The organism is Ruminococcus sp. YRD2003 (genome assembly GCA_900109435.1).
Lineage (GTDB): Bacteria > Bacillota > Clostridia > Oscillospirales > Ruminococcaceae > Ruminococcus > Ruminococcus flavefaciens_G.
This window is the reverse complement of sequence record FNZT01000003.1, coordinates 385,084-408,892: the sequence shown is the minus strand read 5'-3', so window position 1 is coordinate 408,892 and position 23,809 is coordinate 385,084. Positions and strand designations below refer to the sequence as shown.

Below are 23,809 nucleotides of genomic sequence, written 5' to 3'. Positions count from 1 at the left end.
GAGAATTTGAAAAGACAGTAATATATTGCAAATTCTGATGCGGGAGGTTATAATGAATGTGTCATCAATGACTGCCGTAATGCTGTTATATCTCCCGAATAATATTCGTGGAGCGAAAACATATTTATCGGACCGCTGACAGAAAAAAATCTGACAGGTGAAATATTTACAAAGAAAAATCGACTGAATAGATAGAGGACCTCAGCACTCAACGGAAGGGGGCTTATCAGTGGAAGATATAAAGATAATTGAACTGTTCCGTGAGAGAGATGAACGTGCGATCGCAGAATTGAAGCAGAAATACGGTAAGCTCTGCTTGTATGTGACGGGTAATATCCTGTCGGTTCACGAGGATACGGAGGAGTGTGTGAATTCTGCATATTTCGATGTGTGGAACAAAATCCCTCCCGAATCACCGAACGACCTGAAAACTTACCTTTGCCGTATAGTGAAGAATAAAGCTATAGACAGGCTCAAGTACAACTCTGCGGCAAAGCGCAGCCCTGAGCTGACAGTCTCGCTGGATGAGCTTTCCGAGTGCATACCCGCACCCGCAGAAGACAGGCTCTCGGCGTCGGAGCTTGCTGAGCTGATAAGCCGCTTCCTGCACAGTCAGGACGAGAAGCACCGCAAGGTGTTCGTGCGGCGTTACTGGTACGGCGACCCACTGTCGCGTATCGCGGAGCTCTACGGCATGAACGAGAAAACGGTCGCTACATATCTCTTTCGGACAAGAAACAAGCTGAAAGATTTTTTACGGAAAGAAGGTTATGATCATGAATAAGCTGAAAATTTATGAAGCCATGAATATGATCGACGATGAGCTCGTTAAAGAAGCAGCTGCACCTTCCGATACCGTTTCGGAGGCAGTCGGGGACGAGAAGCTCGGCGCTGGGCTCACTGTCTCGGGCGTTGAGATATACCGCAGGAGCGGTCTGCGCACGTTCGCAACTGCTGCGGCAGCAGTAGTGCTTGTCGCGGGACTGGCAGTCGGTGGAGGTTTGTATATCAAGCACCGCGGCACATCTGCTCCCGACAACGATATCATCGAGTCGGAGGCTCTTGCTCCGACTACCGAGGACAGCGAGAATGTTGTTACTACAGACAATGCAGCTAAGACCACAACCAAGAAGGGCGACAAGTCGTCCGCTGCAACTACAGCCGCGAATGAAGAAGCCGAGCAGCTCGCGAATACCACAGGGCCTCAGCTGCACGGGAGCAAATCGGACGAAGCGACGACAAAGGCTGCAATCATCAGAACCGTGGCTCCATCTGCCGCTTCGGGGCGTGCAGGCACAACTACAACAGCAAAGCGCAGCAGCAGCACTACTACCGCGGCAAAGACGACAACATCTCCCGCGACTACGACTGCTCCCGTGCCGATACCTCCCGCAGACGGCAGAATGACGCTGCACCGTGTTCAGGAGCTGTCTGAGTACGGCGACAAGCTGACATTAGGCGACTTCGCGCCATATAACCACGAGGACATCGGTTCGGGCGTATGCGTATGGCAGATACCTGTCTATACCGAGAATAAGGACGGCAAAATGGAATTTGAGTTCACGCTCGTTGTCAACGCAATGACAGGCGACAGCAAAGAGCCATGCGGCGTTGTAGAGCTATTCTACGGCAAATGCACAAATCCGTCCAAGCAGGAGCATATCGACATACGCTATGAAGATGTGTGGGATTTCGTAGTAAAATGCCGCCGCACGGAAGGCGACCCCGACTATCTCGACAACGTACTCGGTAACATCAAGGACTGCCATGTCGACTACATCAGATGTGTCGAGCTCAGTCACCCGATGTACGATTATCCTGTATCTCTCGGATACGACGAGATAAAGGAGCTTATCCCGATGATACAGAAGCTCAGCTTCACCAAGAGCGTCGGCAACGAGTGGCGTTACCTCGACGGGAGCTTCACTCATATCTATGTCACTGACAATAGCGGAGTGATACACGAGTACACGCTTGCAGGCAACAAGTATTTTGCTATCGAAGGCACAGGCTATGAGGCAAACTACAACGACCTGCTCGCGATAGACACCTACACGCTGTCTCTGCTCGGCAAGTGCGAGCCTGCCGCTCCCGTAGACGTGGACGGCGTATGGTGCTGGCATGACACATCAGTGGAGAGCTTCAATACCCGCAGCTTCGAGAATATCACGATAGAGCAGTACCCCGACTACGTGTTCTCATGGAACGGAATGAAGCGCACAATAGAGATATACAACAAGAAGACCCGTGAGAAGTTCGGAAGTGTGGCGACTGGCGGACAGGCTTACTTCGCTGATATCAACGGTGACGGCTATCCCGAGCTCTGCACGACCTACGACATGGGACTCAGCAGCAGGATATGCGGACAGCTTGCAGTCTGGGATATCCACAACGGCTATATTTGCACCTCGTTTGACAGAAATGGCGAAGAAAGGGTGTACTGGCTGTACGAGGAGGACGGCGAGCTCCGAATCAACAGACAGTCCGTGAACAGCAACTGGGACGTCACCTCAAAGCACGGCGAGCTGAGCACGTTTGAAATTGAAGACCACGGAATAAAATTCATACCTGTATAATTTACCAACAAGAAAACCTCTCGGTTATCCGAGAGGTTTTCTTATGGAGGATTGTGTGTTTACCAGCCGTATATGTCCTCGCGCATTCCTATATCAGCGCCACGTATCTCAAGGTAATACCACTCGCTGAAAGTGAGCTTTGTTTCCTCGGGCTCTATGGGCTGACCTATCATATCGGGAGTTCTGCGCCATGCCCACTTATCTGTCAGATTGATAAGATACTCCGTTCCGTCGGGAGCTACAAGTCTGTATTCTGGTATGCCGTCGCAGGTATAAGGTGAGTAGCTGTTGTTTGCCAATTGTGCGAAAATGTCGTAGTCCTGGTCATAAGGGTCGATGCCGGGATACCAGTTAGGGTCGATACGGGTCGTCTGCGGGAACTGCGTCCATACGGGTATCGCCGTTGTCTGAACGGCAGTCGAGTCAGCAACTATTTTCCCTGTTGTGACAGTGGTCTGCGGAGCAGGGGAGGTTGGAGTTGCTGTGGTAACGGGCGTGTCGCTTATGGGCTCGCGCTCCTCGCCGTCCTCGGACGGGTCAGATACGGGCTGTGTATCGGTACTTTCTCTTGTTTCGCCTTTTATGGTGGTCTTTGCCAGTGTATCTCTTTTTCTTGTCGGCACAGTAGTCACCTCCGCCTGCTTGTCTGTCTCAGCGGAAGTTGTTTCTGTTTCTGCGGTTGAAGCGGCGATTATGCGCTCTTCTTCGGGAGCAGGCGCACCGCGGTGGGTGAGATAGTACGTACCTCCCGCACCGACACCTACAACGAATACGAGTGCCGCCGCAAGAGTTGCAATTCTCTTCCAAACGGGTCTGTGGTACTGCTCTACACCCGAAACGGACTCCGCATATTCAGTCTCCGCAGTATTTGCGGGAGCGTCGGCGTCGCGCAGAAGTTCATCGTCTATCATGGACAGCGCCTTCATAAAATCCTTCTTATTCATAGTCATACCCCTCTTTCTTCAAAAACTTTCTGAGCTTATTCCGTGTGCGGAAGAGATAAGTCGCAACTGTTTTCTCATTGAGCGAGTACCGCCGCGCGATATCTGCGAGCGAGTCGCCGTATGTGTACCTGCGGACGAAAACACGCCTGTGAACATCGTCCTGTGACCGCAGGAAGCGGCTGAGCGAGTCCGCGAGGTCGGAGAGCGAGATGTTCTCATCGGGAGTCGCGGGTACACAGTCGGCTATCTCGTCGAGCGATACCGTTAGTCGTCTGTCGCGCTTGGCAGCGGAGTTGTACTCATACCTGTTAATGGCTATGTTACGCACTATTCGGCAGAGGTAGCTCTTCAGGTCGTTCGGAGCGGCAGGCGGTATGGTGTTCCAGACCTCATAGTAGGCGGAACTCACACATTCCTCGATATCCTCCCTCTGAGAGAGCACATTGCCCGCGATATACAGGCACAGATGGTCGTACTTGTGTTTCAGCTCGTTTAGTGCGGCTTCGTCCCGCTGACGCAGCAGCTCAATAATTGATGCATCATCCACTGGATTAGCCTCCTTTCGTGAGGCGTTGAGGTCCTCTGACTATATAGTAAGATTTGGTGAGGCAAATATTTCACTTCAGCGAAAAAAGCGGCACAAATAAATGTGCCGCCTTGCAGATATAGTATTACTCGCCTGTCTCGTGGAAGAAGTAGGGGAGCGCGTCATATACGTAGTGTCTTACATAGCCCCACCAGTGTGTCTTGCCTGGAGCGACCATAAAGTAGAAGTTGCCGTCTGAGAAGTCGGAAGTGAACTTGAACTGGCTCATCTTCTTCATCTCGTCAATCTGCGGATTAACGTTGGGGTATGCTATGTCGTCCGAGCCGGTAGCAGCAAAAACGAAGAGCTGTCTGTTGGTATAGCCGAAACGGTCAACGGCGTCAGCGAGTGATCTTGCCTTGCCGTAAGCACCTTCGCCCTGCCAGTGGTCACCGCTGAGAGGCATGAGATAGCCGACGATATCGAGGTCATTCTGCATTACAGCCCAAGTCGAAACAGAGCCCATGGAGAAGCCGCCGTATGCACGGTGCATTCTCGAAGCTTCAAGGTCCTCGGGAGAGGTGGATTCGGCGTAAGTGGAGTATTTGCCCTCGACGAAGGGAACAACGCTCTTGCGGAACTCCTCATAGAAGTTGCCTGCCTCACTGCCTGTACCGTTGAAAGTGGGAGTTACAACGATGAGCGGTTCGAGCTCGCCGTTCATTATCATGTGGTCGAGCATATTCTGTATCATGGTGTCGTCCTGGAAGAAGAGGGTGTTCTCATTTTCTCCGCCGCCGTGCATGAGGTAGAATATGTTGTATTTCTTCTCGGGGTCGTAGTTGTAGGGGGTATAGACGTACAGCGACTTGTTGCCTCTTATACCGTTGTAGCTCTCCTTGGTTACCTTTCCCTGCTGCTCGCAGGAGTTGAAGTAGTTGCTCGGAGCTTCCTTGAACTGCTTGTTCGCCTCGTATTCAAATGGCGTAACTTCTGCTTTAGGAGCATTATCCGGGAACTCGCTTATCTTGCCGCTGATGAATCCGTCGAGCAGAACAAGGTCATTGACGGCATACTCACTGCTGTTGTAGACATCGGCGTTTACGGAAGCTTCCGCTTCTTTATCGGGAGAAACGATGAGTTTTCTCGCGCAGATGAGGTCGAAGGTATCAACAACGCCGTCCTCACAGAGGTCACCGGGGATGTACTTTCCGCCCTTTGCTCCGTCGATAGCAGTACCCTCAGCCGCTATCTTGACGTCGTCTACAAAGAAATCACCCGTACCCTTTGCGGTTTCGATATAAACGGAGATATCCGACGCTCCCGCGGGGATAGTAAACTTCGGGTTTGCGAGCTGAGCCCACTTGCCTTTGATGATCGTAGCGCTTGCGATCTTGGTATAATTGGTCTCTGAACCGTTGTTGTACTGCATGGTGAAGTGGTACAGTGAGGTGTCCTTGCCGCTGTCATACCTGACATTTGCACTGAAGCTGTAGGTCTCGCCTGCGTTGAATCCGTTTCCGAGCTCAATAGCGGCGCCGTTCCACGAATCGCTGCGGTTCGAGCAGTAAAGCGCGCTGTTACCGTCGAAGCAGGTATTGTTCGAGGTCTCGATACTGGCTCCGCCTCTGCCCGACCAACCGTCCTCGCCGCTTTCAAACGAGCAGCTCATCAGGAAACCTGCGTCATCCGCGTCGGCAGTCGCAGACGGCATCACTGACGCAGCAGAGAGAGCAAGAGCTGCGGCAGCAAGTGAGAGAAGTTTTTTCATAGGTATTCCCCATTTCTATAATTATTTACCCTTTAGAGGGCAATTTACCCAATATAATTATATTTTTCTAAGGCGATATTTTAATATAATGATTCACAAAAACATTCTTTTAACTTGTTATAATATAAACTTATATTTATATTAGCACGTGCGAACATAGATTGCAATTCAATTTTTGTGGATAGCAAGCCAGATATTGCGACATTTAATTGTAAATAATAGCAGAATAATGAACAAAAATGCAAGGTGCATTCGGGACTTAAAATTATGTTGCCCCTGTTGCTTTTTTCAAAATAATATGATATAATGAATGCAAAAGCATTCATTATAGTTTATCTTAATGCCCTTGCAGATACGCAAATCGGAGATTTGCTCCCTGCATATCGGGCAATTATATCATAACGCTTCGCTTTTATGATATAATTATGTACATAAACTATTCGGAGGTAATTATGCGTATCCGACATAAACCGTGGGCAAAGCCCGAGCTTGAGGCTTGTCCGTTCTATATACCAGACCCGCAGGAGCAGAAGGGCAAGTGGACGTCCCTGTTTTCCGAGCCCGAACGTCCGCTGTACGTGGAACTCGGCTGCGGCAAGGGAGGCTTTATTTCACAGGCAGCTCCTGCTCATCCCGAAATAAACTTTGTCGCAATGGACATCAAGAATGAAATGCTCGTGCTTGCAAAGCGCAAGCTCGAAGGAGCATACACCGAGAAGGGAATGAAGCCCGATAATGTCCGTATCGCGATACAGAACATCGAGCGCCTTGAGCTCGCTTGGGACGAGAATGACCGTGCGGACAGGATATACATCAATTTCTGCAATCCATGGCCTAAGAAAAAGCACAAGAAGCGCCGTCTCACGCATACGCGGCAGCTCCTTAACTATAAAAAATTCCTGAAGGGAGAGCTTTGGTTCAAGACCGATGACGACGAGCTCTTCGACGAATCTTTCGAGTATTTCGCAGAGGCAGGCTACCGTATCAAGTTCGCTACCCGTGACCTCCACAGCGAGACTGGGATAGAGAACTTTGTCACCGAGCACGAGAATATGTTCACAGCTGAGGGAAAGAATATCAAATTCCTTATAGCTGAACCTATAAAGGAGGACTGATGTATGAAATATCAGAAGGACTTTAAAAAAGTTTCGTTCGGTTTCGGAAATGAAACTGTAGCCGGAAAAGGCAGTCTCGCAGAACAGCATACTCCTCCCGAGAAAAACGCCGACGACAAGACTGCGCTCATAACAATCATTATACAGGTGCTTATCGGAGTGGTCGCAATTGCTATAAAACTCTTCTTCGGAAAGAAATTTTTTGACAAGGCGACGAAAAAGAAGAATAAAAAAGAGAAGAAAAAAGCTAAAAAGCTCGCAAAAAAGGCGGCAAAAGGAAGATAATGAGAAATTTCCGTATTTTCGCTTTCCCCCTTTACAAAGAAGCGAGGATATGTTATAATCATTAATGTTGAAAACTACTACCCTTTAATTCGATCCTGAGAGGTTGACAAGGCGTGTTGCTTAATATTATAACTATGTCATAGCTATAGCTGTAAGTGTGCCCGTCTGTCAGTTCAGACGGGCATTTTTTTGTGAAAGGAGCAGGCTATGGAGAAAAAGCACGTTATTATGGACGATGCGGCAGTAAGCCGTGCCGTCGCGCGTATATCCTACGAGATAATCGAGCGCAACAAGGGTGTCGAGAACATCTGCGTCGTTGGTATAATATCTCGCGGAGCTCCCATCGGAAGGCGCATTGCCGATAAACTCGGAGAGCTCGAGCACGCCGATGTACCGTTCGGAACTCTTGACATTACTCCGTACAGGGACGATGTTTCCGAGACTACAGGCGACGAGGCTACGGATATACCTTTTTCCGTGACCGACAAGAATGTCATCATCGTCGATGATGTCATATTCACGGGCAGGAGCGTCCGCGCCGCTATAGACGCGATAATCAAACGCGGCAGACCCCGTTCGATACAGCTTGCTGTACTCATAGACAGGGGACACCGTGAGCTCCCGATACGTCCCGATTATGTTGGCAAGAATCTGCCGACCTCACACAGTGAAAAGGTAAAGGTATCGGTCACGGAGCTTGACGGCTGTGATTCCGTGGCTATATACGGCTGAATCTGCAAAGGAGGAACTAATGTCATCACTGATAATCAAGAATATTCGCGCGGTAGACGCAAAGAACGACTTCATTACAGATGTTCTTATCACGGACGGTAAGATAGCAGAGGTCGCGAATAATATCCGCGACGGTGCTGAGAATAAAATCGACGGTACCGACCTCGTCCTAATGCCCTCACTGTTCGATATGCACGTACACCTTCGCGACCCGGGATTTACGCATAAAGAGGATATAATCACAGGCTGCGGCGCTGCTCTTGCGGGAGGCGTTACGGGAGTGCTCGCAATGCCGAATACAAACCCGCCGTGCGATGATCCCGAGGTCATACGCTACATAATCAACAAGGCTGAGGGAACGGGAGTAGACGTTTACCCTGTCGGCTGTATCACGGGAAAAATGAACGGAGAGGGCCTCTGCGACTACGAAGCCCTCAAAGCGGCAGGCTGTATATGTATTTCGGACGACGGCAAGCCCGTCAAGAATGCCGAGCAGATGAGAGAAGCGCTCGAGCTGTCTAACACAAACGGACTTCTTGTAGCATCGCACTGCGAGGACTTGGACATTATCCGCGGCGGTATCATGAACAAGGGCGAGACCTCAGCAAAGCTCGGTGTCAAGGGCATGGACAGAGCTTCCGAGGACTACATCACCGCTCGTGAGATAATACTTGCTTCTTCGGTCGATGCACGTATACATATCTGTCACGTTTCCACTGAAGGAAGTGCTGCTATCATCAGATTTGCGAAGTCTCGCGGCATAAAGGTGACGTGTGAGACAGCTCCGCACTATTTCATGCTCACGGACAAGCTTCTCGAAAAGCGTGATGCGGATTACAGAATGAACCCGCCTCTGCGCACTCCCGAGGACGTGAAGGCTATCATCGCCGCCATAAAGGACGGCACCATAGATTGTATAATCACTGACCACGCTCCGCACGCTGCAAATGAAAAGGCTGATTTTGAGAAGGCGCCCAATGGTGTTGTCGGACTTGAAACATCGCTTGCGGCTACGCTCACCGCTCTTTATCATACGGGTGAGATCAGCCTCAACATGGTCGTGGAGCTGATGTGCGTGAATCCGAGACGCATACTCGGCCTCGAGATCCCCGCGATACAGGTCGGCAAGACCGCAGACCTTGTCATTGCCGACATCAACAGGAAGTGGACTGTCGAGCCCGAAAAGCTCCGCTCGAAGTCTCACAATACCGTATTCAAGGGCATGACGCTCACGGGCAAGCCCCTCGTCACGATATCCAAGGGCGTTATCCGCTATGACGCAAGATAAACTCGGACACACAGTCCGCTAAAAAAAAAAACGGAGGTAAAGAATATGTCATTTGACAGACTTATCGACAGAATCATTGAACTGAAAAATCCTACGGTTGTAGGTCTCGACCCCAAGCTCGAATATGTGCCCGAGTACATTCAGCGCCGCTATCTCGACAAGGACGGCTGGACTCTCAAGGCAGCGGCAAAGGCAATATATGACTTCAATCAGGCTATCATCGACGAGATACACGATATCGTCCCTGCCATAAAGCCGCAGGCTGCATACTATGAGATGTACGGTCACTACGGCATACGAACTCTCGAGAAAACGATTCGTTACGCCAAGCTCAACGGTATGTTCGTTATGACAGACGGCAAGCGCAACGACATCGGCGCAACTATGGAAGCTTACACAAATGCTCACCTCGGCGTTACCGCTGTCGGAGAGAATGAGCTCGAAGCATTCGGCGCAGACGCTCTTACCGTCAACGGTTACCTCGGCAGTGACGGTATCACTCCGCTCCTCAATGTGTGCCGTCAGCGTGACAAGGGCATATTCGTCCTTGTAAAGACATCGAACCCGTCAAGCGGCGAATTACAGGATATGAAGCTCGCAGACGGTCGCACGATATATGAGGCAATGGGCGATATGTGCGAGAAATGGGGCAGTGAGGCAGTCGGCAGGTATGGTTACTCAGATGTCGGAGCTGTTGTTGGAGCCACATATCCCGAGATGCTCACAGAGCTTCGTCAGAGACTTCCACACACGATGTTCCTTGTCCCGGGCTACGGTGCTCAGGGCGGCGGAGCCGAAGGTCTGAAGGGCGGATTTGACAAGGACGGTCTCGGAGCGATCGTCAACTCCTCACGCGCTGTAATGTGCGCATACAAGAAGGAGGGCTGCGACGAGCGAGACTTTGCAAAGGCAGCCCGCCGCGAGGTCATCCGAATGAGAGACGATATCTGTCGGTATATCAGCCTCAAGTAAGAATCAAGTTTATGCTGTCGCCTCACAATGGCGTGAGGCTGACATAGAATAAATCCACGAATATTGCGAAAGGAATGATCCCATGTCTTTATTCAACATGAGCGAAAAAGCCTACCTGATGCTTGCAAACGGTCAGGTATTTGAAGGCAGGAGCTTCGGTGCGAAGGGTACTGTCATCGGCGAGGTCGTTTTCACGACGGGGCTGACAGGCTATCAGGAAACGCTCACCGACCCCAGCTACTACGGACAGATAGTTACTCAGACTTTCCCGCTTATCGGCAACTACGGAGTAAACTCCGAGGACAGCGAGTCAGCGAAGTCATATGTCAGCGGATACATAGTGCGCGAGTGGTGCAATGCTCCGTCGAATTTCCGCTGTGAGGGCAACATCAACGACTTCCTTACCGAGCACAACATCATCGGTATCCATGGCATAGATACGCGAAGCCTTACCCGTGTTATCCGCGAGGCTGGAGTTATGAACGGCGTCATCACTACCGAGAACGTATACGACAAGAAGGACGAGCTCCTTGCTCAGGTGAAGGCGTTTGCTGTACGCGACGCAGTCAGGAGCGTTACTAATACCGAGACACTCACCTATGAGCCCGAGGAGAAGAAGTGCCGTGTCGTGCTGTTCGATTTCGGATACAAGAGAAATATCCGCCGCGAGCTTGTAAAGCGCGGCTGCGAGGTCATCGTAGTTCCCGCTTATACGACTGCGGAGCAGGTGAAATCACTCGCTCCCGACGGCATCATGTTCTCGAACGGTCCTGGAGACCCCGCTGAAAATGTTGAGATAATCGCAAATATACGTGAGATACAGAAGCTCGGCATACCGATATTCGGTATCTGTCTCGGACATCAGCTCATGGCTCTTGCCAACGGCGGAAAGACCGAGAAGCTCAAATACGGTCACCGCGGAGCCAATCAGCCTGTTATCGACCTTGAGAGCGGTCTGACCTACGTTACCAGCCAGAACCATGGCTACGCTGTTATCGGTGACAGCATTGCTCCGTCGGTCGGCAGAGTATCACACATAAACGCAAACGACAAGACTTGCGAGGGCATACATTATACCTCCGTAAACGCAAGAACGGTGCAGTTCCATCCCGAAGCCCACGGCGGACCGCTTGATACTGCGTACTTGTTCGACGATTTCGTTGAGACTATGAAGGAGGGTAAGTGAAATGCCGCTGAGAAGTGATATAAAGAAAGTACTCGTTATCGGTTCGGGTCCTATCGTTATCGGACAGGCAGCCGAGTTCGACTATGCGGGCACACAGGCTTGCCGCGCGCTCAAGCAGGAGGGACTTGAAGTAATACTCGTCAACTCCAACCCCGCCACGATAATGACCGACAAGGCAATGGCTGACAAGGTCTATATAGAGCCGCTGACACTTGATGTAGTCAAGCGCATAATCGAAATGGAAAAGCCCGACAGTCTGCTGTCGACCCTCGGCGGTCAGACTGGTCTGACGCTGTCGATGCAGCTCGCGGAGGAAGGCTTCCTTGAATCGCACGGAGTAAAGCTCCTCGGAGCCGACCCTGAGACTATCCACAAGGCAGAGGACAGACAGGCTTTCAAGGACACAATGGAAAAGATAGGCGAGCCGTGTATCCCGTCTAAGGTCGTTGAGACCGTAGAGGATGCGCTTGACTTCGCTAAGGTCATAGATTACCCTGTTATCGTTCGTCCCGCGTTCACTCTCGGAGGAACAGGCGGCGGTATCGCCCAGAACGAGGAGGAGCTCCACGAGATAGCTACCAACGGACTTCGTCTTTCTCCTATCACGCAGATACTTGTCGAGAAGTGCATAAGCGGCTGGAAGGAGATAGAGTTCGAGGTCATCAGAGATGCCAAGGGAAACGTTATCACTGTCTGCTCTATGGAGAACTTCGACCCCGTAGGTGTCCACACGGGAGACAGCATCGTTATCGCTCCTGCTGTAACGCTCAGCGACCGCGAATACCAGATGCTCCGTACCGCTGCCATAAACATAATCAAGGAGCTTAAAGTCGAGGGCGGCTGCAACTGTCAGTTCGCGCTTCATCCTACAAGCTTCAAATATGCAGTTATCGAAGTAAACCCGCGTGTATCGCGTTCATCAGCGCTCGCATCCAAGGCGACGGGCTACCCGATAGCCAAGACTGCGGCAAAGATAGCGATAGGCTACACGCTCGACGAGATAATCAATCAGGTCACGGGCAAGACCTACGCATGCTTTGAACCTGCGCTCGACTACGTTGTAATTAAGTTCCCGAAATGGGCATTTGATAAATTCGTATATGCAAAGCGCACGCTCGGCACTCAGATGAAGGCTACTGGCGAGGTCATGGCTATCGGTACGAGCTTCGAGCAGGCTATGATGAAGGCTGTCCGCTCGATAGAGCTCGGACTCGATACCATGACTATGAAGAAGTTCACCAAGCTGACTGATGACGAGGTAAGAGCAAAGCTCCATGATGTGGACGACGAGCGCTCGTTCTGCGTATTTGAAGCTCTGAAGCGCGGTATCACCCCCGAAGAGATACACGAGATAACCATGATAGACAACTGGTTCCTCTATAAGCTCCTCAACCTTGCAGAGCTCGAAAAATGGCTCGCTGAGGGTGAGCTCACCGAGGAAAAGTACGATACAGCCAAGCAGTACGGCTACCTTGACAGCACTATCGAGCGCCTCTCGGGACAGAAGTGCCCCAAGCGCCGCAGAGCTGTGTTCAAGATGGTCGATACCTGCGCGGGCGAGTTCAAGGCTGAAACGCCGTACTTCTACTCTACGTTCGATGAGGAGAACGAGGCGAAGCAGTTTATCGAGCGCACCGACACGGGCAAGAAAAAGGTCATCGTTTTCGGCTCGGGACCGATACGTATCGGTCAGGGTATCGAGTTCGACTACTGCTCGGTCCACTGCGTATGGACGCTCAAAGAGCTCGGCTACGAGGCAGTTATCTGCAATAACAACCCCGAGACCGTTTCCACCGACTTCGATACAGGCGACCGCCTCTACTTCGACCCGCTCACCAAAGAGGATGTCGAGGCTATAATCGAGACAGAGAAGCCGTATGGCGTAGTAGTGCAGTTCGGCGGACAGACTGCTATCAAGCTCACTCGTCATCTTTCGGATATGGGCGTGAATATTCTCGGCACTTCCGCTGATATGATAGATGCCGCAGAGGACAGAGAGCGCTTCGACGAAGTGCTTGAAAAATGTGGAATACCGCGTCCTGCGGGGCACACCGTTATGAATACGGAAGAGGCGCTTGTGGCGGCAAATCAGCTCGGTTACCCCGTACTGCTCCGTCCGTCATATGTACTCGGCGGACAGAATATGATAATCGCTCACTCCGACGCCGACGTCAAGGAGTACATGGGCATTATCATGAGCCACAACATCGATAATCCCGTCCTCATCGACAAGTACATGATGGGAACGGAGGTCGAGGTCGACGCTATCTGCGACGGCGAGGACTTCCTTATCCCGGGCATTATGGAGCATATCGAGCGTGCGGGCGTCCACTCGGGCGATTCTATCTCGATATATCCTGCACAGCACCTCTCAGACCGCATCAAGCGCATAATCGTCGAGTACACCCGCAAGCTCGCGAAGGAGCTCAATGTCATCGGACTTGTGAATATCCAGTATGTAGTATACAACCACGAGGTATTCGTCATAGAGGTCAATCCGCGTTCGTCGAGAACGGTTCCCTATATCAGCAAGGTAACAGGCATTCCGATGGTCGACATCGCGACGAAGATAATGTTCGGCGCAAAACTCAAGGATATGGGCTACGAGAGCGGACTCTACCCCGCAGGCGACTACGTAGCCGTAAAGGTGCCGGTATTCAGCTTTGAGAAGCTCACAGACGTTGATACAATGCTCGGACCCGAGATGAAGTCAACGGGAGAGTGCCTCGGTATCGGCAGAAACCTCGAGGATGCCCTTCTGAAGGGACTTATCGCGGCTGGCTTCGACCTCAAGCGTGAGGGTGGAGTGCTCATCTCCGTCCGTGATTCGGACAAGCGCGAGATACTGCCCATAGCGGACAAGTTTGAGCGTATGGGCTTCGAGCTGTACGCGACCTCAGGCACCCAGAGCGTGCTGACCAGAAACATGATAGCTTCGCATCTTGTACGTAAGATATCGGAAGGCGAGCCGAATGTCGTGACACTGCTCGAAAGCGGCAAGATACACTATGTTATCTCGACCTCTGCGAAGGGCAGACTTCCCGAGCGTGACAGTGTCAAGATGAGACGCAAGTCCATTGAGCGCTCGATATGCAGTCTGACAGCGATAGATACAGCAAAATCGCTTGCGAAGGTGCTCGAATCGGGCAGGACCATAAACGATGTCGAACTTGTAGACATCACAAAGATATAACAGTAATATACTTAACAACTGCAAACCGCCTTATACAAAAGGCGGTTTACTTTTGGCGTTTAGCTAAATTACCAGTTTATTTTCTCAAATCACTTTTCAACCGAATCTACTTGACTTGACGTAACAGCTATGTTAAACTATGATTATAGCATACTCTTAATTTAAGGAGGCTGTAATTATGAGTTTATTATCATTTAAGAAGACAGCAGCGGCATTGCTTGCTGTTGCAGTCACTTTCTCGGGGGAGATCATTGCTCCTATGAAAATGTTCACACAAGCCGTTGCGGAGGACAATATGAAGTATGAATTTGAGGAGGCAAAGGCAGAAGGCGCAAAGCTTTACACTAACGGAACAGAAGGCGTAAACTATGACGACTTCCCCGAAGGTCTTGATCTTGACGGATTCTCGGGCAAAGGATTCGCTTACCTCGACCAAAAAGGCACATCTTTGCAGATGGAGGTCGATGTTCCCGAGGCAGGGCTGTACGAGATGACGATATCCTACTGCGAGCCTGGCGACCCTCGCAAAAAGGTGCAGTACCTCAACGTCAACGGCTCGAATCAGGGTGAGGTCACCTTTCCTTATACGATGTCATTTAAGGAGACATCGGGAGGACTTGTCAACTTAAAAAAGGGCAAGAACATTATCGAGCTTAAAGCATACTGGGGCTACACTTTTTTTGACTACCTTACTCTTAAACCCGCAGATGAGAAGATAGCCAACCTCTCACCCACGAAGCAGCTCAGCAACCCCAACGCTTCAGACTCCGCAAAGCGGCTGTACAGCTACCTTCTTGACCAGTACGGAAGCCACATCATCGCAGGTCAGCAGGAATACTGCGGAGAGCACAACTACAACAGCTGGAACAGTCCCGATGTTTTCATAAAGGACAATGAGGCTGAATTTCAATACATAAAGGAGCAGACAGGCAAGCAGCCCGCTATACGCGGTATCGACTTTCTCGCGTATAATACTTCGATGGACTGGCGCGACCACGCTCCCGAGCGCTGTATAGAGTGGGTAAACAAGTACCACGGCATCGCGACGGTGACTTGGCACTGGAACGTTCCCTCGGACGAGGATTGCACCGAGGGTGGAATCGCATTCTATGTTAAATCCACTGGCAACACGCCCTATACCACATTCAGCATATCACGTGCTCTCGAGGAAGGCACATGGGAGAACAAGAAGCTCCTTGCGGATATTGACCTAATTGCGGGTGAGCTCAAAAAGCTTCAGGAAGCCGACGTCCCGATATTGTGGAGACCTCTCCACGAGGCTGAGGGAGCATGGTTCTGGTGGGGAGCCGAAGGCCCCGAGCCCTGCAAGCAGCTCTACCGTCTGCTCTATGACAAGCTCACCAATGAGTACGGTCTCGACAATCTCATCTGGGAGTGGACAGGCTCGACATCTCCTGCCGCCGCTGACTGGTATCCGGGCGACGACGTAGTTGATATTGTAGGCTATGACAAGTACAACGCTATGGACGGTCAGCCGAATCTCAGCTCGATTGCTTCTACCTTCTACAGCCTCGTACAGGGTACTGACGGTCAGAAAATGGTCGCTATGACCGAGAACGACTCGATACCTTCTCTCGATAATCTTGTCAATGACAGGGCAGCATGGCTCTATTTCTGCCCATGGTATATGAACTACCTCACAAGCGAACAGAACAATCCCGTTGATAATCTCATAGAGATATACAACAGCGAATACTGTATCACGCTCGACGAGCTTCCCGACCTCAAGACCTACCCTATGGCTGATGAGGGCGGTACACGTCCGACTGCGACAACAGCAAAGACTACGACCGCTACTTCCTCTGCTGTTACCACTTCCACGACCAAGCAGACCGTTACAACGGCTGTGAGCGGCGAACAATTGTGGGGAGACGCAAACCTTGACAAAAAGGTAAGCGTTGCAGACGCTGTTGCAATATTGCAGAGCATCGCCAATAAGGATAAATATGCCTTGAAGCCCGAGGGAGAGGCTAACGCTGATGTCTGCGGCAACGGCGACGGTATAACTGCCAAGGACGCGCTGTCTATCCAGAAACTGGACGCAGGACAGATATCAGAGCTTCCCGAATCCTATAAGACATAATCTAATATTCATACTTCTCTGACTTACCGAGCCGAATTGCGGCTCGGTAAGTTTTTTTCTTGACAGAATCGGCTTGTATGTTATAATAAGTAAAAGAAATTCTCTGTACAGTGTCCGAAAGCGAATGTGTAGTGCGAGTAGTAATATTGAAACGTTTCAAAGGTGGTGACCATATGACGGACAGCGAACTCAGAGAGCTTATGCAAGTGTCTGCCGAAAAGGGGAGACGCACGCTTTTCGACGAGTACTGTGCATACGTGTACGCGATAGCAGCTATAAAGCTGAAAAGCTGTGCGAGCCGTGAGGACATTGAAGAATGTGTCAGCGACGTTTTTGCGGAGGTCTACCGCGCGTGCAGCGGCGACAACGGCTACGACGGCGACCTTCGCGGGATCATCGGACTCATCACACGCAGGACGGCAACGGACTATTTCCGCAGACTGTCAGCACGAAGCGGGCGTTCGGTACCGATAGAAGACACAGCAGGGGAGCTGCATTCCGAAGAGGATATTGCAGCAAACGTTGAACGTTCCGAGCTCAGCAGCATACTTATGAGCTGCGTCGCGAGCCTCGGAGAGCCCGACACTACAATAATCACACAGCAGTATTATTACGGCAGGACAGTCCGCGAGATAGCGGCAGTTCTGAAAATGACTGACTCGGCAGTCCAGAAGCGAAGCGTCCGCGCGCGTGCAAAGCTGAAGGAGCTGCTGTCGGAAAGGGGAGTTGAGGACATATGAGCAAAAAGCACGATATAGACGACCTGTTCAGCCGCATTGGGAATGAGTTTCCCGAGCAGCTGCCTCTCCTCTCAGCCGAGGAAAGGAACAGGATATATAAAATGAGCGAAAGAAAGTTCAATAAGGATACAGGCGATGTATCCTTTAACGAGGGCATAACAGTCAGCGGCGTGGAGCGTTATTCACGTCCCGTATGGAAGCGCAGGCTTGCCTCCGTGGCAGCCGCGGGAGTTCTCCTTGCAGGCTCGGGCGGGCTTGTGTACTACGTGAAAAACGGCACTCTTGACGGCTTCAACGACAGAGTTGCGGTAGATATGATGTCGCCGTCAACTCAGGAGGACTACGAAAAAATAGCAGCTTACCTTCTCGACGGCTATGCTGATTTCTGTACGCGCATAGAGTGCCCTGAGTCAGACCCGAATACTAAGGTAGTGTTCTCCGTAGATGGAGAGGATGTCACGATCGCACGCTATGCCGATACAAGTATAAACAGCATGGCTGATTTCCGCGAACTCGGCGCGAAGTATATGACTGACGGATTCCTCAATGATAATTTTGATCTGAGAGATGCGATCGACAAGAGCAGTTTCGTTGATGGAGAGAGCTATTCTTCCTACGATTTTTACGCGGGTGACGCTAATGCAAGATTCTTTATCTATAACGGAGAGCTTTACACCTACTATGTCGATTATATTATTGATGTCAGCAAACACCTGACCTATGATAAATTTGAGATCACCGATAAAAGCGATGATTCATTCACCATAAAGGTCGATTTCAACTCAGAGGTAATGGTATTTGATTCATCAGCCGATGATATCGTCAAAAACACTGCCGTAATGCCTTATGTTTTTGAGGTAGCACGCAACGATCAGAGTGAATGGCGCATAGCATCGAGAATAATTGACGGAGAAAAGGCAAATGTCAAGCCGTTGGAAGCACAAATCGACGTTCTTGGTACGGCAAAGAATCTATCCGACCGCTATGTTCAGCTTATGGAGTATATCCATGAACGTCCCGCGAGCACCGAATGCAGTTTCACGTTCTACAATAAAGTTATAGACAACACCGTTATAGACAACACCGAAGTCAGACTTTACAGGATAGAGGACGACTACAGCAACAGGAACAATCCGTTCTGGAACGCCCACACTATTGACGAGATAAAGAGCAGTTCAGGAATGACTGACTTCGCCTTCGGGCTTTATGTCGATGCTTTCTACAAGCTTGACGACAACGTAAACGAGGGCGATACGATAAGTGATGACGCACTTCGCTCTCTCTGCGACTATAAGGGGGAGGCTTTCGTGGAGTACAAGGGCGAAATGTACAGACTGTTGGAGAATAACGAAAACCTCCGATATATCGCTCCCTTTACAGACGAGCCGAACATAATCAGCAAGACCGATTCTGAGATAGTGTTCCGCCGCGAGGCAGGAATGAAGTTTACTAATGCCGAGGTAAACTCACTTCCTTTTAAGTACGAGTTTAAGCTGACAAAGGATGCAGAGGGCAGGTGGCTTATCTCTGAGGTCGAGCAGCTCGTGAGCGAAACAGCACCGGAAACCGTATACTTTGAGAGCATGGTATACTCTTACAATTATACTATTAATGCGCTCATGTCATACGATTATATAGACAGTTCCAGAACAATAGTATACAATACCAATATCAGCGACAAGACAGAAATCAGCGCTTATTTTGCACCTTACTCTCACCCTGACAAGAGAACGCCCGAAGATATCGACAACTCACTGAAGGAGCTGTTCACGCAGGACTACCTCAACAATTTTTCATCTCCCTATTACAGCGCGCTACGTTCCATACCCATTGTAGACAGAGACTTTGGCGACTATCCCGACGGCTATACATGGGAGAATCCGTCCAGCGAGGAGCTCCAGAACAGCCCGTTCGTTTCGATGTTTATTTACAGGAACGGCGAGCTTTATAGGAATACAAACAGGACGATATGCTGGATGCCGTGGTATCCACTCAATGCACGATTTACTGTCAGCGAGCCTGAAAAGCGCGGTGATTCATACATTGTCATAGCTGACTATGTAAGCGGAAATCCAAGTGAGATTGATTCGGGTATAGTAACGACTAAAACGCGGTGCGAGTTCAGATTCGAGTACGAAGACGACCGCTGGAAAATAGCTGAGGTCGGTCTGCTTGAAAACAATTGAATCACTGTTGATTTTTCATGATACCTGTGCTATAATATACGTATCCTGATAAGGAGGCGTTATTATGATACTTTATTTCACAGGCACAGGAAATACAAAATTTGTCGCAGAATACATAGCCGACCACGTCGGTGACGAGTGTGTAGACCTCGGCGAGGTGCTCAAATACAAGCGTCCGCTAAGATTCAACTCAGTCAAGCCGTTCGTATTCTGTGCACCGATATACGCATGGAGATTCCCCAAGCTGATAGAGAAGGTCATTGCCCGCGCGGAGCTCACAGGCAGCGAGCAGATATACTTCATCGCGACCATGGGCTCACAGACAGGCGACTTCGAGTATCCTCTCGAAAAGCTTGCTTACGCGAAGGATATGGCTTATATGGGGTCGTGCGGGGTGCCTATGCCGAATAACTACCTAAGCGGCAGCGACCTTTCCACCCCCGAAGAGGCAGAGGTCAAGATAAAGGCTTCGCTTCCGCTGATGAAGACACTCTCCGACCGCATAATGCTCGGCTCTATGATTGAAAAATTCGACGATACGCCGTTTGCGGGACTTGCTTCGGGAACGGTCAACTATATGTTCAACCGCTTTTTTGTCAGCAGCAGCAAGTACATTGTCAGCGAGGACTGCGTGAGCTGCGGCAGGTGCGAGAGCGTCTGTCCCGTCAACAACGTGCGCCTCTCACCAACAGGAGTTCCGCATTTTGACCGCTATTGCATAGGCTGTTACTCCTGTGTGAACAGATGCCCCGCAAAGGCGATAAACATCGGCAAAAAGACTGAGGGACGGAACAGGTATGTCTGTCCCGAGTACAGCGACTGGAAGTCTGCGGGGAAGATAACGGAATAAAAAGTCACTCCCGAAGGGAGAACTCTCGGGCAGTTTCGTGGGCTGCCGAATACGTAATGCAAGATTACGGTTCGGCAGCCCACTTTTTCTGTTAAGGGAAGCGCGAAAAACAATAGCTTATTGCGGGTGATTTTAATTCATAGTAAATTTATAGGAAAAAATTCAAAAAAGGTATTGACAAACCGCAAAACACCTGATATAATATAAACATAGCAAACCTATAGGAAATGAGTTGTAAGGCGGTATTGATATGTTTATTATGGATAAACGATGTTGAAGCACTTCATTCGTACCCAACATCAACTATTATATATAAAGGAGAAATATTATGAAAGTTTACAGCAAAATTACTGACCTCATCGGCAATACACCTATCCTCGAACTCGGAAACATTGAGAAGGAGCTCGGACTTGAAGCAAAGCTTCTTGTTAAGCTCGAGTACTTCAATCCCGCAGGAAGTGTAAAGGACAGGATCGCAAAGGCTATGATCGACGACGCCGAGGAAAAAGGACTTCTCAAAGAAGGCAGCGTTATCATCGAGCCTACCAGTGGCAATACAGGTATCGGACTTGCATCTGTTGCAGCTTCGCGCGGATACAGACTCATCATCACAATGCCCGAGACAATGAGCATCGAGCGCCGTAATCTCATGAAGGCATACGGAGCAGAGCTCGTACTAACAGACGGTTCCAAGGGCATGAAGGGCGCAATTGAGAAAGCGAATGAGCTTGCAGCAGAGATACCGAACAGCTTCATTCCTTCGCAGTTCACCAATCCCGCTAACCCTGCTGTACACGAGCGTACCACAGGCGTCGAGATATGGAACGACACAGACGGTAAGGTCGACATATTCGTTGCAGGAGTCGGTACAGGCGGAACCCTCAGCGGTGTAGGCGCATATCTCAAGTCTCAGAACAGCAATGTTAAGGTAGTAGCAGTCGAGCCCGACAGTTCTCCCGTACTCTCCGAAGGCAAGGCAGGTCCTCACAAGATACAGGGTATCGGAGCAGGTTTCGTCCCCGAAACGCTCAATACAAGCATTTACGACGAAGTTATACGTGTTCAGAACGAAGACGCATTCGAGACAGGCAGAAAGATAGTACGCAGTGAAGGTGTTCTCGTAGGCATATCCTCGGGTGCATCTCTGTGGGCAGCTATTCAGCTCGCAAAGCGTCCCGAGAACAAGGGCAAGACGATAGTTGCTCTCCTTCCCGATACAGGTGAGAGATACCTTTCAACTCCTATGTTTGACTGATTTAAAAGCAAAGAATTACTCCCGCTTCGAGCTAAAGCGGGAGTTTTCTTTTATCTGTAGTTGAAAAAAGTTCAGACTCTGGGAACTATGGTATTGCGAGGAGTTCCCTTACACGGTTTGTCAAGTTTGTCTGCACCGAGAAGGAAGCGTTCGAGCATAACGAGGTCAGCGACACCTGCTTCACCGTCATCGTTGACATCTGCCGCACTTGCAGCGGTACCGCCCGCAACACTTTGTCGGAGCAGAATGAGGTCGAATGTGTCGACCCTGTCATCGCTGTTCAGGTCGCCGAAAAGAACGTATTCCTCAACAGGCTCAAGCTTCCATGAAAGGTTCTCCACAGCGTTGCTGAGTTCGCGTCTGACATTGCCGTCCGCGTCGGACACGACCTCATCTATCTCGACAGGAAAACGCCCCTTGCTCGACTTAGTCGTGATGTAAATACCCTTGTCAGAGGCGACGAAAATGAACTTCTGCGAGTCGCTGTCGGAGCGTGTAAAAATGCCAACATTTACCCTGTCGCTCGACTTGTCGGAGTAGAGGTCGAGGAGATAGGTCTGTCCGCCATCGACAGCTGACCATATTTCGTAGGTACCATCACCGACGGTGCGGACATTCCACGTATTATAGTCGGCGGCTCCGTCGGCTTCATACTGCGTGACCGAAACACCTGCCTTGCCTTTGCCGTTTGCGACAGTGAGATACTTGCCGCTGTTGACATTCTTTATGCGGTACTGTCCATCAGAGATTTCAATTCCCTGAACGGGCTTGACTTTCTCCTGCTGAGGGAGTATTCGTGTGAACACCTTCAGCGAATCGAGAGGCTTGCCGTTCTTGTCGAAAAGCGCCTGATTATCGTAGCTGGAGCCGCCTGCCTCGGTGCAGTCCTTGTCGTACTCCTTGGCTGCATCAGCCGCCCAGCCGTTGCCGCAGGTATTCCACTGAGCCCTGCGCTGCTCCCACGGTATATTATCGGCAGTTCCGAGCCACGCGGGCTCCCAGTAGAAAACGCCGAGCCCCCATTTGCCCGTATTTGCAACTGCTTGGAATACGTCGGTCAGACACTGAGCCTGTCCGTCGACTGATATCGGATATCTGAGGTCGGCGTTAGCGGACTGCGAGGTCACGGTATTGCCGAAGCCGTCTCCGTCATCGTTAGTGTACGGGTAAGCGGTTTCAGCGACCATTACGTACTTATGATAGGTGTCACCGATGTATTTGAGCACGTCAGTGAGGTTGTCAAGCGAACCGTGCCAGTACGGATAATAAGAGGTCGCGAACACGTCATAGTCGAGCCTGCACTCGTTCATGACCTGTGCGTACCACTTGTAGTAGTCGGTCTTATTCGGGTTGGCGAAGTGGTGTGCGATGAGGATATTTCGGTCGAAGTCACGCACAGCCTTGTTGCCGCTCGCGAAGAGGTCACATATCTTATACATATCCTTTTCGCCGCAGAAGAAGCAGTTAGTTTCGTTGCCGACCTGGACCATACCGATATCTCCGCCGTCATTGGTAATTGATTCAAGCACCCATTTTGTCCACTTGTATATCTCGCCTTTGAGAGTATCATGGTCGTGCGAAGCCCAGTATTTCGGGCGCGTCTGTTTGGCGGGGTCAGCCCAGAAGTCTGAATACTGGATATCGACGAGCAGCTTCATTCCGTACTTAGCTGCACGCTTGCCTATCTCTCCCGCGACCTTGACGTCATTATTTCCGCCGCCGTAGGTGTGACCGTTTCCGTCGTTCGGCTCATTCCATACACGGATGCGGATATAGTTGACGCCGTTCTCGGAAAGGGTCTGGAAGATGTCCTGTTCCTGACCGTACTCATTATAGAACTTCACTCCCGCGTTTTCAATGGAGATTATGGAGGAGATATCAACGCCGCGAATGGGCTCACCGCCGTTTATATTGGTGTCGAAGTAGCTGAAAGTAACGGACTGCTCAGCCGCCTGTGCATTCTGCGGAGCTCCCGCAAATGCAGGAGTAAGAGCTATCAGAATCGACATAACCGACGAAATTATTCTTTTCAGCCGCATAGGAAAACTCCCTTCTGCTTTTTTGATAATTATACTAAAAATAATAG

18 protein-coding genes are annotated in these 23,809 nt (G+C 50.4%); 14 read left to right on the top strand and 4 right to left on the bottom strand.

Annotation, left to right across the window (positions count from 1 at the left end; all coding sequences use genetic code 11):
• Positions 1 to 229: 229 nt before the first annotated feature.
• Entirely contained in the window at positions 230 to 784 is a 555-nt protein-coding gene (locus tag BMX22_RS01845; protein WP_074740226.1) for an RNA polymerase sigma factor, read from the top strand.
• The gene (locus BMX22_RS01840; RefSeq protein ID WP_143055453.1) at positions 777 to 2,576 is read left to right on the top strand and encodes a hypothetical protein; all 1,800 of its coding nucleotides are present in this window, start codon (positions 777 to 779) and stop codon (positions 2,574 to 2,576) included. The genes BMX22_RS01845 and BMX22_RS01840 overlap by 8 nt, the downstream gene beginning before the upstream one ends.
• A gap of 59 nt (positions 2,577 to 2,635) precedes the next feature.
• Here BMX22_RS01840 and BMX22_RS01835 read toward each other — a convergent pair whose 3' ends face one another.
• From BMX22_RS01835 to BMX22_RS15745, 3 genes are all read right to left on the bottom strand, one after another.
• The gene (locus BMX22_RS01835) at positions 2,636 to 3,520 is read right to left on the bottom strand and encodes a hypothetical protein (protein WP_074740224.1); all 885 of its coding nucleotides are present in this window, start codon (positions 3,518 to 3,520) and stop codon (positions 2,636 to 2,638) included.
• Entirely contained in the window at positions 3,513 to 4,067 is a 555-nt protein-coding gene (locus tag BMX22_RS01830) for an RNA polymerase sigma factor (RefSeq protein ID WP_074740223.1), read from the bottom strand. The genes BMX22_RS01835 and BMX22_RS01830 overlap by 8 nt, the downstream gene beginning before the upstream one ends.
• A 124-nt stretch (positions 4,068 to 4,191) precedes the next feature.
• On the bottom strand, positions 4,192 to 5,817 hold the full coding sequence (locus BMX22_RS15745) for a carbohydrate binding domain-containing protein (protein ID WP_081349015.1): 1,626 nt from the start codon (positions 5,815 to 5,817) through the stop codon (positions 4,192 to 4,194).
• A 452-nt stretch (positions 5,818 to 6,269) separates the two neighbouring features.
• Here BMX22_RS15745 and trmB point away from each other — a divergent pair, with 452 nt between their 5' ends.
• From trmB to cysK, 12 genes are all read left to right on the top strand, one after another.
• Positions 6,270 to 6,932, top strand: coding sequence for a tRNA (guanosine(46)-N7)-methyltransferase TrmB (gene trmB / locus BMX22_RS01815; protein ID WP_074740222.1), 663 nt, complete (start codon positions 6,270 to 6,272; stop codon positions 6,930 to 6,932).
• A 3-nt stretch (positions 6,933 to 6,935) separates the two neighbouring features.
• Positions 6,936 to 7,217 carry a hypothetical protein gene (locus BMX22_RS01810; RefSeq protein WP_074740221.1) on the top strand — a complete coding sequence of 94 codons (282 nt, stop codon included), beginning with the start codon at positions 6,936 to 6,938 and terminating at the stop codon, positions 7,215 to 7,217.
• A gap of 207 nt (positions 7,218 to 7,424) precedes the next feature.
• Complete coding sequence (gene pyrR, locus BMX22_RS01805; RefSeq protein ID WP_074740220.1) at positions 7,425 to 7,949, top strand: bifunctional pyr operon transcriptional regulator/uracil phosphoribosyltransferase PyrR; 525 nt, start codon at positions 7,425 to 7,427, stop codon at positions 7,947 to 7,949.
• A 19-nt stretch (positions 7,950 to 7,968) separates the two neighbouring features.
• On the top strand, positions 7,969 to 9,237 hold the full coding sequence (locus BMX22_RS01800; protein ID WP_074740219.1) for a dihydroorotase: 1,269 nt from the start codon (positions 7,969 to 7,971) through the stop codon (positions 9,235 to 9,237).
• Between the two features lie 45 nt (positions 9,238 to 9,282).
• The gene (gene pyrF / locus BMX22_RS01795; protein ID WP_074740218.1) at positions 9,283 to 10,209 is read left to right on the top strand and encodes an orotidine-5'-phosphate decarboxylase; all 927 of its coding nucleotides are present in this window, start codon (positions 9,283 to 9,285) and stop codon (positions 10,207 to 10,209) included.
• An 82-nt stretch (positions 10,210 to 10,291) separates the two neighbouring features.
• Positions 10,292 to 11,395, top strand: a complete 1,104-nt coding sequence (locus BMX22_RS01790; protein ID WP_074740217.1) for a carbamoyl phosphate synthase small subunit — start codon at positions 10,292 to 10,294, stop codon at positions 11,393 to 11,395.
• A 1-nt stretch (position 11,396) separates the two neighbouring features.
• Positions 11,397 to 14,588 (top strand): carbamoyl-phosphate synthase large subunit, encoded by a 3,192-nt coding sequence (carB, locus tag BMX22_RS01785; protein ID WP_074740216.1) that lies wholly within the window; start codon positions 11,397 to 11,399, stop codon positions 14,586 to 14,588.
• Positions 14,589 to 14,766: 178 nt separating this feature from the next.
• Positions 14,767 to 16,692 (top strand): glycosyl hydrolase, encoded by a 1,926-nt coding sequence (locus BMX22_RS01780; protein ID WP_074740215.1) that lies wholly within the window; start codon positions 14,767 to 14,769, stop codon positions 16,690 to 16,692.
• A gap of 173 nt (positions 16,693 to 16,865) precedes the next feature.
• A complete protein-coding gene (locus BMX22_RS01775; protein WP_074740214.1) occupies positions 16,866 to 17,432 on the top strand; it encodes an RNA polymerase sigma factor in 567 nt (188 codons plus the stop codon).
• Positions 17,429 to 19,618 (top strand): hypothetical protein, encoded by a 2,190-nt coding sequence (locus BMX22_RS01770; protein WP_074740213.1) that lies wholly within the window; start codon positions 17,429 to 17,431, stop codon positions 19,616 to 19,618. The genes BMX22_RS01775 and BMX22_RS01770 overlap by 4 nt, the downstream gene beginning before the upstream one ends.
• A 64-nt stretch (positions 19,619 to 19,682) precedes the next feature.
• Positions 19,683 to 20,468 (top strand): EFR1 family ferrodoxin, encoded by a 786-nt coding sequence (locus BMX22_RS01765; RefSeq protein ID WP_074740212.1) that lies wholly within the window; start codon positions 19,683 to 19,685, stop codon positions 20,466 to 20,468.
• 328 nt (positions 20,469 to 20,796) lie between these two features.
• Positions 20,797 to 21,723, top strand: coding sequence for a cysteine synthase A (gene cysK / locus BMX22_RS01760; protein WP_207645870.1), 927 nt, complete (start codon positions 20,797 to 20,799; stop codon positions 21,721 to 21,723).
• Positions 21,724 to 21,794: 71 nt separating this feature from the next.
• Here cysK and BMX22_RS16325 read toward each other — a convergent pair whose 3' ends face one another.
• The gene (locus BMX22_RS16325) at positions 21,795 to 23,762 is read right to left on the bottom strand and encodes a glycosyl hydrolase 53 family protein (RefSeq protein ID WP_074740210.1); all 1,968 of its coding nucleotides are present in this window, start codon (positions 23,760 to 23,762) and stop codon (positions 21,795 to 21,797) included.
• Positions 23,763 to 23,809 lie beyond the last annotated feature (47 nt).

Excerpts from the sequence above, each read along its gene's own strand:
- BMX22_RS01840 (WP_143055453.1), top strand. The coding sequence starts at position 777 with ATGAATAAGCTGAAAATTTATGAAGCCATGAATATGATCGACGATGAG.
- BMX22_RS01835 (WP_074740224.1), bottom strand. The coding sequence starts at position 3,520 with ATGAATAAGAAGGATTTTATGAAGGCGCTGTCCATGATAGACGATGAA.
- BMX22_RS15745 (WP_081349015.1), bottom strand. The coding sequence starts at position 5,817 with ATGAAAAAACTTCTCTCACTTGCTGCCGCAGCTCTTGCTCTCTCTGCT.
- trmB (WP_074740222.1), top strand. The coding sequence starts at position 6,270 with ATGCGTATCCGACATAAACCGTGGGCAAAGCCCGAGCTTGAGGCTTGT.
- BMX22_RS01810 (WP_074740221.1), top strand. The coding sequence starts at position 6,936 with ATGAAATATCAGAAGGACTTTAAAAAAGTTTCGTTCGGTTTCGGAAAT.
- pyrR (WP_074740220.1), top strand. The coding sequence starts at position 7,425 with ATGGAGAAAAAGCACGTTATTATGGACGATGCGGCAGTAAGCCGTGCC.
- BMX22_RS01800 (WP_074740219.1), top strand. The coding sequence starts at position 7,969 with ATGTCATCACTGATAATCAAGAATATTCGCGCGGTAGACGCAAAGAAC.
- pyrF (WP_074740218.1), top strand. The coding sequence starts at position 9,283 with ATGTCATTTGACAGACTTATCGACAGAATCATTGAACTGAAAAATCCT.
- BMX22_RS01790 (WP_074740217.1), top strand. The coding sequence starts at position 10,292 with ATGTCTTTATTCAACATGAGCGAAAAAGCCTACCTGATGCTTGCAAAC.
- carB (WP_074740216.1), top strand. The coding sequence starts at position 11,397 with ATGCCGCTGAGAAGTGATATAAAGAAAGTACTCGTTATCGGTTCGGGT.
- BMX22_RS01780 (WP_074740215.1), top strand. The coding sequence starts at position 14,767 with ATGAGTTTATTATCATTTAAGAAGACAGCAGCGGCATTGCTTGCTGTT.
- BMX22_RS01775 (WP_074740214.1), top strand. The coding sequence starts at position 16,866 with ATGACGGACAGCGAACTCAGAGAGCTTATGCAAGTGTCTGCCGAAAAG.
- BMX22_RS01770 (WP_074740213.1), top strand. The coding sequence starts at position 17,429 with ATGAGCAAAAAGCACGATATAGACGACCTGTTCAGCCGCATTGGGAAT.
- BMX22_RS01765 (WP_074740212.1), top strand. The coding sequence starts at position 19,683 with ATGATACTTTATTTCACAGGCACAGGAAATACAAAATTTGTCGCAGAA.
- cysK (WP_207645870.1), top strand. The coding sequence starts at position 20,797 with ATGAAAGTTTACAGCAAAATTACTGACCTCATCGGCAATACACCTATC.
- BMX22_RS16325 (WP_074740210.1), bottom strand. The coding sequence starts at position 23,762 with ATGCGGCTGAAAAGAATAATTTCGTCGGTTATGTCGATTCTGATAGCT.